We start from the raw sequence: 15,243 nt of genomic DNA, 5'->3' as shown, positions 1-15,243 counted from the left end.
GTTTAAAGTTTAAAACAGCACGCGAGTACGCAATGTACCTTCAATGGCTTTGAGTTCAACTAAGGCTTCTTCCGCTTGAGTTGTGTCTACTTCCATCACGACATAACCAATTTCTGCGGTGGTCTGCAAATATTGGGCGGCGATGTTGATGCCTTTTTCCGAGAAGGCTTGGTTGATCTTGATCAACACGCCCGGACGGTTTTGGTGAATATGCAGCAAGCGCGAGGTGCCTTTATGTGTTGGTAATGACACTTCAGGGAAGTTAACCGCAGAAACGGTTGAGCCGTTGTCTGAGTATTTAGCGAGCTTACCCGCGACTTCGATACCAATGTTTTCTTGGGCTTCGGCCGTGCTACCGCCCACATGCGGCGTGAGTAGAACATTGTCTAAACCGCGTAGAGGACTGATAAATTCATCGTCATTCGATTGTGGTTCAACGGGGAATACATCGATTGCTGCACCTGCGAGGTGACGTTCTTTTAACGCAACGGTTAAAGCTTCAATATCGACTACAGTACCGCGTGATGCGTTGATAAAGATGCTGCCCTTTTTCATTGCTGCAAACTCGGCAGCGCCTATCATGTCTTTTGTTTGTGGAGTTTCAGGGACATGTAAGCTTACTACATCAGCTTGTGCTAATAGGAGTTCCAACGAATGGACTTGTTGTGCGTTACCTAGTGGCAGTTTGTCTTCGATATCGAAGAACACGACGCGCATACCTAAGGTTTCCGCCAGAATGCCAAGCTGAGTACCAATATGGCCGTAACCAATCACACCTAAGGTTTTACCACGCACTTCATAGCTGCCAGCTGCGGTTTTCATCCAGCCGCCACGGTGAGCGATAGCGTTGCGTTCAGGGATACCCCGCATCAACATAATGATTTCGCCAATCACGAGTTCTGCAACACTGCGAGTGTTTGAGAAGGGAGCGTTAAATACTGGGATACCAAGGGATTCGGCGGTGGCAAGGTCGACTTGGTTGGTTCCAATACAGAAACATCCTATCGCGATTAACTTCTCGGCACGTTTCAGCACCTCAGCAGTTAATTGGGTACGCGAACGAAGTCCCACAAAATGCGCATCTTTAATGGACTCAAGTAAGGCTTCATCGCTTAAGGAAGCTTTGTGGTATTCGATATTGGTGTATCCCGCACGTTCAAATACATCGACCGCAGATTGGTGGACGCCTTCCAACAGCAGGATCTTGATCTTATCCTTGTCCAGCGAATGTTTCGCCATGATATGGGTACCCTCTAATTAATAGAAATGTTTCTTATGATATGCTCACAACCTTCACCCACCAAAGTAACACTTTTTTTGCTCAGTGTGGAGGGCTAGATGGCTAAAGTTAATATTCTAAATTTAGAACAATATCGCATAAGAGGAAGAAACATTGAATAACAAAATCGCATGGTGCGGTATTTACCTCTCAGTTTTGGTGTGGTCGGCGATAAAACCCGCAGATCCTTTCACGTGGTGGCTCGAAGCCTTGCCTGCATTGATTGCTGTACCGATTTTATTCTTTACTCGCAAACGTTTTCCACTGACACCTTTAGTGTATTTTCTCGTCTTAATACACTGCTGTGTGTTGTTTGTAGGCGCTCATTATACTTACGCTGAAGTGCCGTTATTCGACACGATTGCCGATTGGATGGGTTCAGAACGTAATAATTACGATAAAGTGGGTCATTTTGCGCAAGGTTTTATCCCAGCCATGCTCGCCCGTGAAATTATGTTGCGTAATCAAGCTGTTAAACCTGGGGCTTGGTGTGCGTTTCTTGCCACTTGTTTTGTACTCGCTTTTTCGGCGTTTTATGAACTGATCGAATGGTGGGTTGCCGTGGCAACTGGCGAAGGGGCTGAAGCCTTTTTAGGGACTCAAGGCTATGTATGGGATACCCAATCTGACATGTTTCTTGCCCTCATTGGTGCAATTGTCGCGTTAGCTTTACTGTCTCGTTTTCAAGATAAACAAATCGCGAGACTCAAGCAGAGGATTTAGCGGCTAAAAGTGGGTGATGCTCTCTGTTCGAGTTGTAAGACTTTCTTCCCTGAAATATATGGTGTGAGTGTGATGACATTGAGTTGTCATACTTTAGTGTTGTTATTGTGTTTTCTTTGTGTTGCAACTTTGGGTTTATAACGTCATAGTTGGAAAGTATTAGGTGCTGGGCGTTGGCCAAGTAAAACGGTATTTTTGACTGTTATTCCATTTTATTGTGGTGAGTTAGTCGAACCTACTAGCATTAAATAGGGAATAGTACATTTGGGTGATGTTTTTCAATCGTTAACTAGTCAGAATTAACTAGGTTAATGGAATGTTGAAAACATCTAACTAAAAAGACGAGTCAAACATACCATTTTGCAATAGAGAATACTTTTCAGGGAGGAGAGTCATTGAGCACAATTAATGAATTGGTTTTTTTACACCAAATGGCCGCGCCATGTCATTTAGCGTTACTCGCTGAATCCATAGGTTTGAAAACGCGTATAGTAAAGCATGCGGCAGAACTGGATTTAGACAAGAGTCGCCGTAGTTTTTATCTGATCACCCAAAAAGGTTCTGCATTAGATAACAAAGGGATACCTCTGTTAGCTTCGCGATTAGTGTCACATTTTCCTGTGGCGCTGTATCAAGTTGAGCGAGACTCCTTAGACCAAGAATCTGCAATGTTGCTCGGCATTCGAGGTATTTTATTTGCCGATCAACGTATGGATCTGATGTTAACGGGTTTACGTAAAATGGTGGCAGAGGAACTTTGGTACGATAGAACTTTGCTAAGCAAAATGTTTCGCCGTGTCGTACAAAAGTTAGAAGGTAATAATGAAATGCCCTCTGATACTGTGGCTATGCTGCAGATGCTGACATCCCGTGAACGCACTATCATTCAATTCGTATCGAGTGGTGCGAGGAATAAAGAAATCGCTCATAGGTTATGTATCAGCGAACATACAGTGAAGGCGCATATTTCTTCTATTTTCCGCAAGACCCAGTCTCGTAATCGGGTTGAGCTTTTACGTTGGGCGCAAACCTATCAAACTCACTTTGAGCTGTGCAGTTAGTCAGTTAAAGATATTGGTCGTTAGTTTTTCGCTTTGAGTGGTTAATGTTAATGATTACTAGCATATCAACATAGAAAAGCGGGAATGTTTATTTAAACATTCCCGCTTTTTGTTTAATACCCTTTTTATAAACCACCACTAAAGAGTTTAGCTGTGGTGGTTTAACAGTATTGACTAGTATTGCACTACAGTGGCAACGTTCATATTGCCTGATTGGTTCACGTTGATGCTGTTGTTAGTGCCCGCTTGAGAACCTAACACTAAGTTGTCATTACCCGTTTGAGTGATTGACAGGCTGTTATTGTCACCGCTAACGCCAAATGAATTTGATGCAAATGAAGTGTCGCTATCGCCGCCTACCCAGTTACCGTTACCTGATTGAGTAATTTGCGCGGTGTTTTCATCACCTTCAATAATCAGGTCAATAACGTTAAGATCGCCACTTTGAAGTGCGCTGACATCGGCATTGTTGTTGCCAGCAACAGAAATTAATGTTTCGTTCTCAGCGCCATCTTGCTCAACATCAACTTCGTTATCGTTACCCACGGCATCTACATAAGCAAAGTTCTCATCACCTTCTTGGCTAACTTCAATACTGTTATCTTGACCATCAGCGAAAGCAATGATTTCGTTGTTATCGCCTTTAGAAGATAAATCGAAGTCATTATCTGCACCGTATGCACCAAAGGTTGCGAAGTTCGCATCGCCTTTTTGTTTCAAGTCAACGTCGTTGCTATCGCCCCATACTTGGAACTCTGCACCGTTGACATCGCCTTTTTGAGTGATAGTAATATCGTTATCATCACCTTGGATATCTGCCACTAAAGTATCACCGATAGTGTTGCTGCTGCCATTTTGGGTAATATCGACACTGTTGTCATCACCCGTTGTCATAGCAAGATAAGCCGTGTTGCCGTTACCTTTTTGATCCATTGAAATATCGTTTTCGCTGCCGGCCAGTGCGTAAACGAAGCCAACATGGTTATCACCTTTTTGGACCATGTCTACTGTGTTGTCATTACCTGCAATACCTTTCGCTGCGCCAAAGTTATTGTTACCCGCTTGATTAACAGAAACGTCGTTGTTGTTACCCACGTTAGCGGTTAAATCAAGGGCAATTAAACCCGCTTGGTTGTTGTCACCGATTTGTGTGATTTTACCGTCGTTGTTGCTGCCTTCAACGCGGAATACTGCAAAGTTTGCGTCGCCTTCTTGCTCAACAAACACGCTGTTTTCAGCGCCAGTGATTTCAACTTGGCTTTCGTTGACTTCGCCTAATTGGTTAACGAATACCGTGTTATCGTTGCCAGTAACATCGCTACTGCTTTGGTTAAAGAAACCATCTTGCGACACATTTACATTGTTGTTGTCACCTACAACATTTGCACTTGCCACATGCCAGTCAACTTGTTGCGTTATTTGGACCTTGTTATCATCACCCGTTGAATTAATAGCCGCTTCATGCCACACACCGTCTTGGATGACGGTTGCGGTTTGATCTCTACCTGTTTGTACAACCGCTGCGGCGTTAAGGCCACCCGTTTGTGAGACTAAAGTGTCTTGGGCTTGGCCTGACTGTACTACGCTAATTTCGCTCACTGTACTGGCAGCAAAAGCTTGACCGCTTAAACCTGTTGCAATGGCCAAAGCAATAAGTGATTTTTTAGCTTGTGATTTCATGTGACGCTCCCTGTTTAATATTGAGTTATTGAGATTGCAGCACCGTCCGCAATCTGTTGAATCGAAAAGTTGCCGCTTCCTAGTTGGTTCAGTTGCACGAGATTGTCATTGCCAATTTGTGTCACTGAAGCCGTATTTTGACTGCCGACTTGCAGTAGTTGGACTTCATTGTTTGAACCAATCTGTGTGATTAGCGCATCGTTATCATTGCCTACTTGTGTTACATCGGCCTTGTTATCGCTGCCTGACTGGAACAGTAATCCTTGGTTGGCAGTGCCTTGTTGAACCAGCTCGATAAGGTTATCGCGACCGGAACGTTCCAGTAATGCCTGAAGGGTTACGGGTAACTCGTTGACATTCAGCTCTTGTGCTGAAGTCATACAACTACAGAGCAAGATCAGCGGCACCAAAAAGCGTATAGAGGTATTTGGCACGGGTGACTCCTTGCATCAAATATCTTGGGCTGCTTAAAGCAACTTGCATCCCAAATTCAGACCTGAAGATACGAGTCCCGTTAATATGTCGCAATTGGCCAAACGGGTATTTATTCTAGAAAGGATTAACGGAAGGTAAATGATAGCTGTATTTATATCGTATTGATTAAATAGATTTTATATGTTTATTGACGTGTTTTTATTTAAGGGGTCTAGTCTAGTTGTCCTAGTAGTTAAGTCGTATTTGTTGTGAAGCGAGTATTTGATTTTTAAACAATGCAATAACAAGTGAAGGGAAATACATCGACTATCGCGTTTGCATTTTCTTGATAAAAAAGTATGCGTTTGTGCCAGCGAGAAACTGGTGAGGAGTTTAATTAACTGTAGCAACCTATGTCATTTACCCTTTGCAACAACAGGCTTCTTGTCCTTGAGGTAATGAATTCTAGGTTAAACAAAGGGACATTACTGTGAGCGGAAAATTAACCATTATTATGATTGAATTCCTTAATGGGGTAGAGAGAAGATTAATACTACTGTTTTATGCGAGATCAGTGCTTTTCTGGTTCTTTTAACTCTTCATGGAATGCTTCGGTACTGATTTGGCTTTTACGGTCTTTCAGTTGTTGCATCGCACTGTTATTACTCACAGTTAACGCATTGAAGCGAGTATTGATATCGTCCATTTCGTTAATGTATTCAGGATCGGTTTTCTCTTTATTTTGCCAATAACGTTTACGTTCTAATTTTTGCAATTCACTGGCGCGCAGAATTTCAAAATAGCTATTTTCCTGCTTAAGACGATATATCTCGCCATCGAGTAACTGCAATAATTTTTCTTTAGAAATGGTTCGACTATTCAGTAGAGTGTGTAAGGGATCGACAGGAATATCCCTTTTATCAGAGTCTACTTCAGTCGTTATCCCTAACTGGTATTCGATTTTATGTTGGCTAAATTCCTGCGGGCAAGCGGTTTGGCTAAAGACAATTTTGTCATCTTTACGGCATTTATAAATGGTATTTGCCTGTATTGCAGTGGGCAAAATAACACAAATTAGGGTGAGTATCAGTCTTGCCATGAGGCCACAAATCCTTTGTACACTTGCATAGCTATTATGATTTAATTGTTTGATTAAGCATGATAAATAGTGATTATGACGTTTATATTATTATGCCTTTTTAACCGTTTATTGTTAGGTCGACGGGCTGTTAAGCCCAATAAATTAAAGGATTAGCCATACATCATTATAAGGTCAAATTCACTCGTCAATGTCTGCCGCTAATCATTTACCTTAAGTTAACATCTGCATCATACTATGGCGTAAATTTAGGGATAAAACCAGTTTTTTGACGCTTCAAATTTTTGGCGCTTGGATTGATTCTAAAGAAGAAAATAGCTTCTGGTCGAGCATTAGGTAAATAAAAAGGAGCGACTGCTCCTTTTTATTTATTGATAACGCTTAAGAGATTAGCGATCGAACCTTAAGTTGTCGATAAGTCGCGCTTTACCTATATAGGCGGCGGCCAAAATGACTAAGGTTTGGTCTTGGCTCTGCGCTTTCTCAAGCGTGTGGGCATGACGAATTTCCAGATAATCCGGCGTAAAGCCCGCCGCCACTAAACTGATTTTCGCTTGCTCGGTGACAGCATCAACACTCTGACCTTGTTTGATCCCTGCAGCCATAGCATCTATTGCCTGTTTTAACGCTGGTGCCGCGGCTTTTTCTGCGGTGGTGAGATAACCATTGCGCGAACTCATGGCTAAACCTGAGTCCTCACGTATGGTATCAACACCGATAATCTCAATCGGTAATGACAAGTCTTCAACCATAGTTTCAATGACTAATAGCTGTTGATAGTCTTTATTGCCAAAGAGTGCCACATCGGGCTGTACTATGTTGAATAGTTTACAGACGATTGTCGCAACGCCACGAAAATGCCCCGGACGGCTAGCGCCGCAGAGCAGATCTGAAATACCTGGCACTTCAACATAGGTTTGTTGCGCTAAGCCCTTGGGATACATCACGGCTGGCGTTGGGGTAAACAGCAACTCAGCGCCAGCGGCGGTGAGGGCTTCGCTGTCGGCGGCGAGTGTGCGTGGGTAGGCATCGAGATCTTCGTTCTGACCAAATTGCATTGGATTGACGAAAATCGATACCACCACATGATCACAACGTTTAGCCGCTTCTTTCACTAAGGTGATGTGTCCCCGATGGAGATTGCCCATGGTCGGCACAAAAGCGACAGTCTCGCCCTTGGCACGCCATGCACGCACTTGAGTGCGAATATCATCAATATGGGCGCTAGTGATCATTGAGCCTTACCTTGCATAAATCTGTTATTTGTTAAAAGTGTGTTCTTCGCCAGGAAAAGTTCCTTGGGCAACTTCGTCGATATAAGCACGTACCGCAGAACGAATTTCACCGGTTTGTTTTAGGTAGTTTTTCGAGAAACGTGGAATGTAACCACTTGAAATACCTAACACATCATGCATCACCAAGATTTGACCGTCGGTCGATGCGCCTGCGCCAATTCCAATGACTGGAATCGTTAAGGCTTGAGTGATCGCCGCAGCGAGAGGCGCAGGGATACATTCCACTACGAGTAGTTGAGCCCCCGCGGCTTCTAAAGCCTTAGCTTCGTCGAGGATGCGCTGGGCATTTTCGGCATCGCGGCCTTGCACTTTAAAACCACCAAACACATGAACCGACTGAGGCGTTAAGCCTAAGTGGGCACACACAGGAATACCGCGTTCGGTGAGCTTAGTGACGGTTTCGAGTAACCAGTGGCCGCCTTCGACTTTGACCATGTTCGCGCCAGCTTGCATTAACTCAGTGGCGTTGACCATGGCTTGTTCTGGCGTGGCGTAACTCATAAAGGGCATATCGGCGATCAGCAGGGCACGTTCGATACCGCGACGAACACAGCGAGTATGGTAAGCGATTTCTGCAGTAGTGACGGGCAGGGTATCGTCATGGCCTTGGAGAACCATTCCCAAAGAATCGCCGACCAGCAGCACATCGACACCTTCGCTATCGAACGCGCTGGCAAAACTGGCATCATAGGCTGTCAGTGCCGTGAATTTTCTACCTTCCTGTTTGTATTTCAACAGGGTTGAGCTAGTAATTTTAGACATATGGATGATCTTCAAACCAAATAGAAGTGGTGTTATAAGCTAACTGAGGACGGACTTCAATGATCAATGCCCAGTTGTTGTAACTCGGCCAACATTTTTGTATCGATAAGACTGTCGATGGCAGTGTTGCACGGCAGAATCAGATCCGGTGCAATTGCGGCTAAAGGCACGAGCACAAAGCTGCGCGTTTTCATGCCGTAGTGGGGCACTTTGAGTCTAGGAATGTCAATGTTCTCATTACCATACAAGAGTAAATCGAGATCTAAGGTTCTAGGCCCCCAACGCTCTAGGCGGATTCGTCCTTGGGTGTTTTCAATATGCTGCAGTGCATCGAGTAAAGCTAATGGCGCAAGATCAGTATCGAAACTCGCTACCGCATTAACATAATCGGGTTGCACGACATCGCCCATGGGCGTCGAATGGTAATAGGGAGAAACGACGAGACTATTGCCTAAGGCTAAGGCGGACAATGCCGTCACGGCATTGTCCAATTGAGCCTTGGGATCTTCAAGATTTGCGCCTAATGCGACGTAGACGCGGGGCATTATTCAGCCGTTTTAACTTTAGGTGTGCCACTCGCTTTAGGTGCGCTCGTCGGCGCTGAACCATCGGCATTAGGTGCACGAGGACGGCGACGACGTTGGGTGGCATTACGGTTGCGGTTTGGCGATTTACTGCCGCTACGCGCTATGGCTAAACGTTCTGTTTCATCGGCCTCGACAAATTGTTGCCACCAAGCGGCACTTTTAGCGACATTACCCGCTTCGACTTCGCCCCTGAGCAAGAGCAAATCGTATGCGGCTCTAAACTTAGGGTGTTCCATCAGTTTAAAGGCGCGGGTGCCTTGGCTACGATCGAAGCGTAACTGCAACTGCCAAATGTCTTTTGCCGGTGTACTAAAACGGCGTGGAATGCTAATGGTTTGGCATTGCTGCTCCATCACATCGCCCATGGCGGCAAAGAAGGCATCATATAAGGTTAGGCCACTTTCAACCGCGATATCCTCGGCGCGTTGACGCAGTGGATACCAGAGAAGCGCAGCATAGAAGAATGAAGGTGTGACCGGCTTATCTTCGTTAACTCTTTGATCTGTGCTCTTCATGATGGCTTGCACCATTTTCATGGTCGTACCTTTAGGATCATCTTTTAGCAGAGCGGCCACTTGCGGAAACAGCGGCGCAAATAGCTTGTATTCTTGCATTAATTCGAAGTTGGCTAAGGCTTTGCCTGCAAAGAAGAGTTTTAACACTTCTTCGTACATGCGTGCTGCCGGAATATCTTTGAGCAGTGGCGCTAATTGTTTAATCGGCGCTGCTGTGACTGTTTCGATACCCATGTTGAGCTTAGTGGCGAAACGCACCGCCCTTAACATACGCACCGGATCTTCACGGTAACGGGTTTCAGGATCGCCGATTAATCTTAGGGTGCCAGCTTTGAGATCGGCCATACCGCCGCCATAGCTGCGAATCGAGTAATCGCTGATATCGTAATAGAGGGCATTGACGGTAAAGTCGCGGCGCTCGGCATCTTCATCGATTTCGCCATAGACGTTATCGCGCAGCAAACGCCCTTCGGCATTGGCTTTAGATACTTTCTCATTACTTTCGCCGTGGTGACCACGGAAGGTGGCGACTTCAATCACATCGCGACCGAAAACAATGTGTGCTAAGCGGAAACGGCGACCGACAACACGGCAATTACGGAATAATTTTTTGATTTCTTCCGGTGTTGCATTGGTCACTATGTCGAAATCTTTCGGTTCAATCCCTAAGAGTAAATCGCGTACACCGCCGCCGACTAAATAGGCTTTAAAGCCAGATTTATTCAGTCTGTATAATACCTTAAGGGCATTCTCGCTGATTTGTTTGCGCGAGATGGTATGGGCATCTCTTGGTACTAACTCTAAACTCAAAGCACCGGAATTTTGTTCTGGCGTTGTTGGTTCAATCTGAGCTGGAGTCGGAGCGGTCGTTTTAGGCGCGTCTTCAAATAGCTGTTTGCAGAATTGGCTGATACGGCGAAAAATGGGACACCTCGAAATATGATCTGTTATTTGATTAAAAATCTGGCGGCTATCATATACCAAATGCGGCCTAATGAGTATATCAGGGCTCGATCAGTATCTCAGATTGTTGCGGTATAGTGGATAATTGAAACTGATCCACGGCTTGAGCGAGCATTTGTGCCACAGAGCCGCGGGTTTCGACGGGTGTTTGGCCTAAAAATGCCAGTGCCGCATTAAGGCTCGACTGTGGATTAAGCGTATCAATTGCCTGTGCATGATTCTGTTTTGAGAGCTTAAAGCCTTTACTTATGCAGGCGAGCGGCAAGTGCAGCCATTGCGGTGCGGCTAAACCAAAGCTTTGATACAAACTCAGTTGGCGACAACTGGCCTCGATTAAGTCGCAGCCTCGAACCACTTCGGTGACCCCTTGATAAGCATCGTCGAGTATCACGGCCAATTGATAGGCGTACAGACCATCACTGCGTTTGATTATGAAATCCTCTGCGGCAAAATGGCTATCAACGCAAATATGGCCCATTAGATTGTCATCAAATTCTTGCACTTGCGCCGTGTTGACGATTCGCACCGCACCCGACCTAACAAGATTTGCAGACTGGGTTTGTGGCAATCGGTGGCAGCGGCCATCGTAGACGCCGCCCATGGCTTGAATTTGCTTGCGACTACATTGGCAGAAATAGGCTTTATCTTGGGCGAGTAGCGAGTCAATTTGCGCTTGATAAGCCGCTGTGCGCTGGCTTTGATACAGAGGCACATCATCCCACTCAAATCCATAGGCTTCTAAGGTGCGTAAGATATCATCGGCGGCGCCTTTGACTTCCCGCGGTGGGTCTATATCTTCGATGCGAATTAGCCATTTACCCTGTTGCGAGCGGGCACGCAGATAACTGCCAAGGGCGGCGATAAGCGAGCCAAAGTGCAAGGCACCCGAAGGCGAAGGCGCAAAGCGGCCGACATAGGGCTGGCTGGATAAATCGGAATGTAATGGCTTTGACATAACAACTAGATGGCGTTTTAAAGTCGCGACGGTAAAAGTGGATGTATTTTAGAGGGATACCAAGAGAAAAGCGAATCGGGGTAAATTGGAGTGAGCTTGGCTTAAGCTCGTCGAGTTTACGAGTTGCTAGAAACAAATAGGCGGGGAAATCCCCGCCCAGTATGCTTGATTAACCAGCCATTTGTTTCTCTTTGATCTCTGCAAGCGTTTTACAGTCGATGCATTGATCGGCTGTTGGACGCGCTTCGAGACGGCGGATGCCGATTTCGATACCGCAAGAATCACAGAAGCCGAAATCGTCCTCTTCAATTTTTTGCAGTGTTTTTTCGATTTTTTTGATCAGCTTACGTTCTCTATCGCGAGCACGAAGTTCGAGGCTGAACTCTTCTTCTTGTGCTGCACGGTCAACAGGATCGGGAAAGTTTGCGGCTTCGTCCTGCATGTGGCTAAGAGTACGGTCGACCTCTTCACGCAACTGATTGCGCCAAGCTTCAAGAATTGTCTTGAAGTGACCCAGTTGCTTAGCGTTCATATACTCCTCACCCGGCTTTTCCTGGTAAGGATTTACACCTGCGATAGCGAGTACGCCAAGTTTTTTGGTGCCTTCAGGCATAACGCATCTCCTGTAATCATTTGCGTTTGTAGGGCGTCCTTAAGAACGGCCGCTATCTATAGCAGAATCTTCACATCGAGGCAAACTTTTCATTCTGCTTTGATTGAATTTTTTGACTATGTTCGCTAATTCAAATGAAATCAAATTTAACTCAGCCTTAACATCATACTCGTACATCGCAGGCTTGGGCTAGGTGAATCTCTGTAGGGGAGATTTTACAGCGATAGGCTAGCACTTCAACGCCGGCTAACACAGCCATTTTCAGTAACTTAGCATATTCAGGGTCGATATGTGCGGCGGGGGCAACACTGAATATTTCACTGTGCTGCACCACAAACAGCAATACGGCTCTGTAGCCTTGACTCACCATGTGCATCAATTCACGTAAATGTTTTTGACCGCGTAGGCTTACAGCATCGGGAAAATAACCTTGGCCATCTTCGAGCAAAGTACAACTTTTGACTTCTATATAACAGGCGGGTTTTTGAGCACCCTGTAGCAGAATATCGATGCGGCTATTTTCATCACCATATTTAACTTCGCGGCTTAGGCTGTCATAACCCGTGAGCTCCTTGATGATACCTTTATTGATGGCTTCTTCGGCTAAGGTGTTGGCCTGACCCGAGTGGATACCGATTAAGCCTGCATCTGGCGTGGTCATCAGTTCCCATGTATGGGCGTACTTACGTTTAGGGTTATCAGAGGTAGAAAACCATACGGTTTCACCGGGATACAGGCAATTACGCATAGAACCCGTATTGGGGCAATGTAGGGTGATCTCACTGCCATCGCTTAGCTGCACATCGGCCAGAAAACGCTTATAGCGGCGCAATAAAATGCCCTGTTGTAGTGGCGGTGTAAATTCCATAGGTAGACCTATCTCGGCTGTTCTAGGTCGCAAAGCCTAGCAAATTTCGCAAATGTTTACAGATTTTACCTGAGTTACTTTAGCCAATTGCTTTGCGTCATCGCCTGCTAGCAGTAAACTGCCGCCATAAAGTTTGTTCTGATTGCTGATTGATTGTTCTGATTGATTATTCTAAAACGAATCGAAAAATAAGGATCCCTAATGAGTGAACTAAAAGTAACTGAATTGATGAAAGTGCAATTAACTAAAGAAGCACCCGCCGCGCACTGGGGCAAGGCTGATGTGACTTATACTGCCGATGGTGCGCAAATTCATTTAGCGGGTGGCGATGAGCTGCGTCAAATTCAAATGGCGGCCCGTAAACTGCGCAGTCAAGGCATTAGCAGTGTGGAATTAGCTGGGCAGTTTTGGGATCTCAATAGCCAATGGGTATTTGCCCAAGGTTTCGCGACGGCAAAACCAGGCTATCAAATCCATTGGTGTGGTGATGAGTCTGTGCAAGCAGAATTGCAACGTCGACTCGATGTGGCAACCTTTGCCCGTCAACTGATCAACGATACGCCTGAAAACCTGTCGCCAGTGAAGCTTGCCCAACAAGCGGCAAAATGGTTGGCTGACGTTGGTGGCGACAAGGTGAGTTATCGGATTATCGAAGGCGAAGCGCTGCTTGAAGAACAGTGGATTGGTATCCATGCCGTTGGTCGCGGCAGTGAGCGTCCACCGGCAATGTTAGAGTTAGACTTTAACCCATTAGCCGCCGATGCACCTGTGTCTGTGGCGCTTGTGGGTAAAGGGATTACCTTTGATTCTGGCGGCTACAGCATCAAGGCTTCTGAAGGCATGTTAGGCATGAAATGCGATATGGGCGGCGCGGCGACTGTGACTGCAGCACTTGGTTTAGCGATCAAATCTGGCCTCAACAAACGCGTTAAACTCTTCTTATGTTGTGCTGAAAACTTGATCAGCGGCCGCGCCTATAAGTTAGGTGATATTCTGACCTACAAAAATGGTGTAACAGTTGAAGTGGTGAACACAGATGCGGAAGGGCGCTTAGTGTTGGCCGATGGCCTACAAGCCGCTTCTGCTACAGGCGCACCTTTTATTATCGATGCAGCGACCCTTACAGGCGCCGCTGTGATGGCGGTGGGTTCTAACTACAACGCGATTTTCTCGCCACAGGCGGATGTGTTGCAACTGGCCCAGCAAAAAGCCACTAGCGTTGCCGAGCGCGTATGGCCGCTGCCGCTGGATCCTTGGCACAAAGAAATGTGTCCATCTGCCTATGCTGACACCGCAAACAGCCGCGCAATGAAAGGCGGTGGTGCAGGTGGTGCTTCTAATGCCGCTGGTTTCTTATGGCGTTTCGTGTCACCCGAAGCTAAATGGTTACACGTTGATTTAGCAGGCGCTTTTGAAGATTCAGCTTCTGCCATGTGGGGCGCGGGTGCAACGACCCATGGCGTATTGACTATTAGTGAATTGATTAAAGGCTAAGCCTAGATTTAAGTCTAGCGCTAAGACTAAATCAGATATGTTAGCTAAAGATCCATTAAGGTTCTGTGGCTTTGATTAAAACCGCCTACGGGCGGTTTTTTATTGGTTGAAAGATGAGATCACTCGTTTACTTGGCGTTTTAGCGGCTTCATGGCATGTTATGGCTGAGCATTTTTAATTGGAAAACATGATGATAACTATACGAAAAGCAACGAAAGCGGATGCTCAGGCCTGCTGGGATATCCGTAATGCAGCTATTAATAAGGGCTGCGCTGGATTTTATGATGCGGGCGATCTGGTGATTTGGACCGAGGGCGAACTGACCGAGCAATTTAGCCGTATCGTCGATGCACATTTTTATGTGGCAGAGTTGTCCTCTGACGAGTCGCAGCTTAAGACTGTGGTCGGCACGGCCATGTTGGATGAACCCTATGCCCAGTTAGAAGCCTTGTTTGTTTCCCCCAATGCTATGGGGTTAGGTGTCGGCAAGGTATTGCTACAATTTATTGAAACGATGGCTTTTAATCAGGGGATAGCCCAACTCAGATTGGAGTCAACTTTAAATGCGGTGGATTTCTATCGCCACTGTGGTTTTGGTGGTGAAGGTTTAGAGGAGGAATCTATCTACTGTTCGCCCAGAGGAATAGCCTTAGAGTGTATGGTGATGTATAAAAATCTAGGGCGGTCTTTGGCCTGTTAGGGCGCAGCAAAAAACGCTGCTGCTAGAACGCCACGTTGCGGCTACGGATAACGGCACGCAGCAAACTGCTACATAACGTCACTTTTTGACTCACGATTTACGGAACAGGCTTTGCCCTTTCGGTAAGTGCAGCGTTCTATGAGTGAGTTTACGAACGTTCTGTTTTCCTAGAATCTAAAGCCTAGAACCTATTTTCTGAGAGGTTGTTGACATACTCAAGGAAATCAACAGATCA

Annotated in this window: 15 protein-coding genes; 4 read left to right on the top strand and 11 right to left on the bottom strand. The window is 45.9% G+C overall.

From position 1 onward, the window contains the following. Positions 1 to 9: 9 nt before the first annotated feature. Positions 10 to 1,239 (bottom strand): phosphoglycerate dehydrogenase, encoded by a 1,230-nt coding sequence (gene serA, locus KFE26_RS11445; RefSeq protein ID WP_105251515.1) that lies wholly within the window; start codon positions 1,237 to 1,239, stop codon positions 10 to 12. A gap of 154 nt (positions 1,240 to 1,393) precedes the next feature. On the opposite strand from serA, the gene KFE26_RS11440 reads away from it, so the two are divergent. Continuing rightward, positions 1,394 to 2,002, top strand: a complete 609-nt coding sequence (locus tag KFE26_RS11440; RefSeq protein ID WP_105251516.1) for a DUF2238 domain-containing protein — start codon at positions 1,394 to 1,396, stop codon at positions 2,000 to 2,002. 395 nt (positions 2,003 to 2,397) lie between these two features. Beyond that, on the top strand, positions 2,398 to 3,063 hold the full coding sequence (locus KFE26_RS11435) for a helix-turn-helix transcriptional regulator (protein ID WP_014611267.1): 666 nt from the start codon (positions 2,398 to 2,400) through the stop codon (positions 3,061 to 3,063). A gap of 174 nt (positions 3,064 to 3,237) precedes the next feature. Here the strand turns inward: KFE26_RS11435 and KFE26_RS11430 are convergent, their stop codons facing one another. The 10 genes from KFE26_RS11430 to sfsA all read right to left on the bottom strand — a co-directional run bounded on the left by KFE26_RS11430 (position 3,238) and on the right by sfsA (position 12,814). Then, positions 3,238 to 4,743 carry a curlin gene (locus KFE26_RS11430; protein ID WP_212600466.1) on the bottom strand — a complete coding sequence of 502 codons (1,506 nt, stop codon included), beginning with the start codon at positions 4,741 to 4,743 and terminating at the stop codon, positions 3,238 to 3,240. A gap of 14 nt (positions 4,744 to 4,757) precedes the next feature. Then, positions 4,758 to 5,177: a curlin gene (locus KFE26_RS11425; protein WP_105251518.1), complete on the bottom strand. Its 420-nt coding sequence runs from the start codon at positions 5,175 to 5,177 to the stop codon at positions 4,758 to 4,760. 551 nt (positions 5,178 to 5,728) lie between these two features. Continuing rightward, positions 5,729 to 6,256: a DUF4124 domain-containing protein gene (locus KFE26_RS11420; RefSeq protein WP_212600465.1), complete on the bottom strand. Its 528-nt coding sequence runs from the start codon at positions 6,254 to 6,256 to the stop codon at positions 5,729 to 5,731. A gap of 389 nt (positions 6,257 to 6,645) precedes the next feature. Then, positions 6,646 to 7,491, bottom strand: a complete 846-nt coding sequence (gene panC, locus KFE26_RS11415; RefSeq protein WP_173497277.1) for a pantoate--beta-alanine ligase — start codon at positions 7,489 to 7,491, stop codon at positions 6,646 to 6,648. Between the two features lie 24 nt (positions 7,492 to 7,515). Further along, positions 7,516 to 8,313, bottom strand: coding sequence for a 3-methyl-2-oxobutanoate hydroxymethyltransferase (gene panB, locus KFE26_RS11410; protein WP_028761774.1), 798 nt, complete (start codon positions 8,311 to 8,313; stop codon positions 7,516 to 7,518). 56 nt (positions 8,314 to 8,369) lie between these two features. Then, positions 8,370 to 8,858, bottom strand: a complete 489-nt coding sequence (folK, locus tag KFE26_RS11405) for a 2-amino-4-hydroxy-6-hydroxymethyldihydropteridine diphosphokinase (protein ID WP_212600464.1) — start codon at positions 8,856 to 8,858, stop codon at positions 8,370 to 8,372. Further along, positions 8,858 to 10,399: a polynucleotide adenylyltransferase PcnB gene (locus KFE26_RS11400; protein ID WP_212600463.1), complete on the bottom strand. Its 1,542-nt coding sequence runs from the start codon at positions 10,397 to 10,399 to the stop codon at positions 8,858 to 8,860. Before KFE26_RS11400 ends, folK begins: the two co-directional genes overlap by 1 nt. A 19-nt stretch (positions 10,400 to 10,418) precedes the next feature. Next, positions 10,419 to 11,333 carry a tRNA glutamyl-Q(34) synthetase GluQRS gene (gluQRS, locus tag KFE26_RS11395; protein WP_212600462.1) on the bottom strand — a complete coding sequence of 305 codons (915 nt, stop codon included), beginning with the start codon at positions 11,331 to 11,333 and terminating at the stop codon, positions 10,419 to 10,421. A gap of 169 nt (positions 11,334 to 11,502) precedes the next feature. Then, a complete protein-coding gene (dksA, locus tag KFE26_RS11390) occupies positions 11,503 to 11,946 on the bottom strand; it encodes an RNA polymerase-binding protein DksA (protein WP_006082967.1) in 444 nt (147 codons plus the stop codon). Positions 11,947 to 12,109: 163 nt separating this feature from the next. Further along, positions 12,110 to 12,814: a DNA/RNA nuclease SfsA gene (gene sfsA, locus KFE26_RS11385; protein ID WP_212600461.1), complete on the bottom strand. Its 705-nt coding sequence runs from the start codon at positions 12,812 to 12,814 to the stop codon at positions 12,110 to 12,112. Positions 12,815 to 13,015: 201 nt separating this feature from the next. Between sfsA and pepB the strand changes: the two genes are divergently transcribed. Further along, positions 13,016 to 14,308 (top strand): aminopeptidase PepB, encoded by a 1,293-nt coding sequence (gene pepB / locus KFE26_RS11380; RefSeq protein ID WP_198572876.1) that lies wholly within the window; start codon positions 13,016 to 13,018, stop codon positions 14,306 to 14,308. Positions 14,309 to 14,498: 190 nt separating this feature from the next. Then, the gene (locus tag KFE26_RS11375) at positions 14,499 to 15,008 is read left to right on the top strand and encodes a GNAT family N-acetyltransferase (RefSeq protein ID WP_212600460.1); all 510 of its coding nucleotides are present in this window, start codon (positions 14,499 to 14,501) and stop codon (positions 15,006 to 15,008) included. Positions 15,009 to 15,243: the final 235 nt, after the last annotated feature.

This window comes from Shewanella sp. M16 (assembly GCF_018224605.1).
In the GTDB taxonomy this organism is placed as follows: Bacteria; Pseudomonadota; Gammaproteobacteria; order Enterobacterales; family Shewanellaceae; genus Shewanella; species Shewanella oncorhynchi.
The sequence above is the reverse complement of the archived record's forward strand: the minus strand, read 5'-3'. Positions and strand labels throughout refer to the sequence as shown.

Excerpts from the sequence above, each read along its gene's own strand:
- serA (WP_105251515.1), bottom strand. The coding sequence starts at position 1,239 with ATGGCGAAACATTCGCTGGACAAGGATAAGATCAAGATCCTGCTGTTG.
- KFE26_RS11430 (WP_212600466.1), bottom strand. The coding sequence starts at position 4,743 with ATGAAATCACAAGCTAAAAAATCACTTATTGCTTTGGCCATTGCAACA.
- KFE26_RS11420 (WP_212600465.1), bottom strand. The coding sequence starts at position 6,256 with ATGGCAAGACTGATACTCACCCTAATTTGTGTTATTTTGCCCACTGCA.
- panC (WP_173497277.1), bottom strand. The coding sequence starts at position 7,491 with ATGATCACTAGCGCCCATATTGATGATATTCGCACTCAAGTGCGTGCA.
- panB (WP_028761774.1), bottom strand. The coding sequence starts at position 8,313 with ATGTCTAAAATTACTAGCTCAACCCTGTTGAAATACAAACAGGAAGGT.
- folK (WP_212600464.1), bottom strand. The coding sequence starts at position 8,858 with ATGCCCCGCGTCTACGTCGCATTAGGCGCAAATCTTGAAGATCCCAAG.
- gluQRS (WP_212600462.1), bottom strand. The coding sequence starts at position 11,333 with ATGTCAAAGCCATTACATTCCGATTTATCCAGCCAGCCCTATGTCGGC.
- dksA (WP_006082967.1), bottom strand. The coding sequence starts at position 11,946 with ATGCCTGAAGGCACCAAAAAACTTGGCGTACTCGCTATCGCAGGTGTA.
- sfsA (WP_212600461.1), bottom strand. The coding sequence starts at position 12,814 with ATGGAATTTACACCGCCACTACAACAGGGCATTTTATTGCGCCGCTAT.
- pepB (WP_198572876.1), top strand. The coding sequence starts at position 13,016 with ATGAGTGAACTAAAAGTAACTGAATTGATGAAAGTGCAATTAACTAAA.
- KFE26_RS11375 (WP_212600460.1), top strand. The coding sequence starts at position 14,499 with ATGATAACTATACGAAAAGCAACGAAAGCGGATGCTCAGGCCTGCTGG.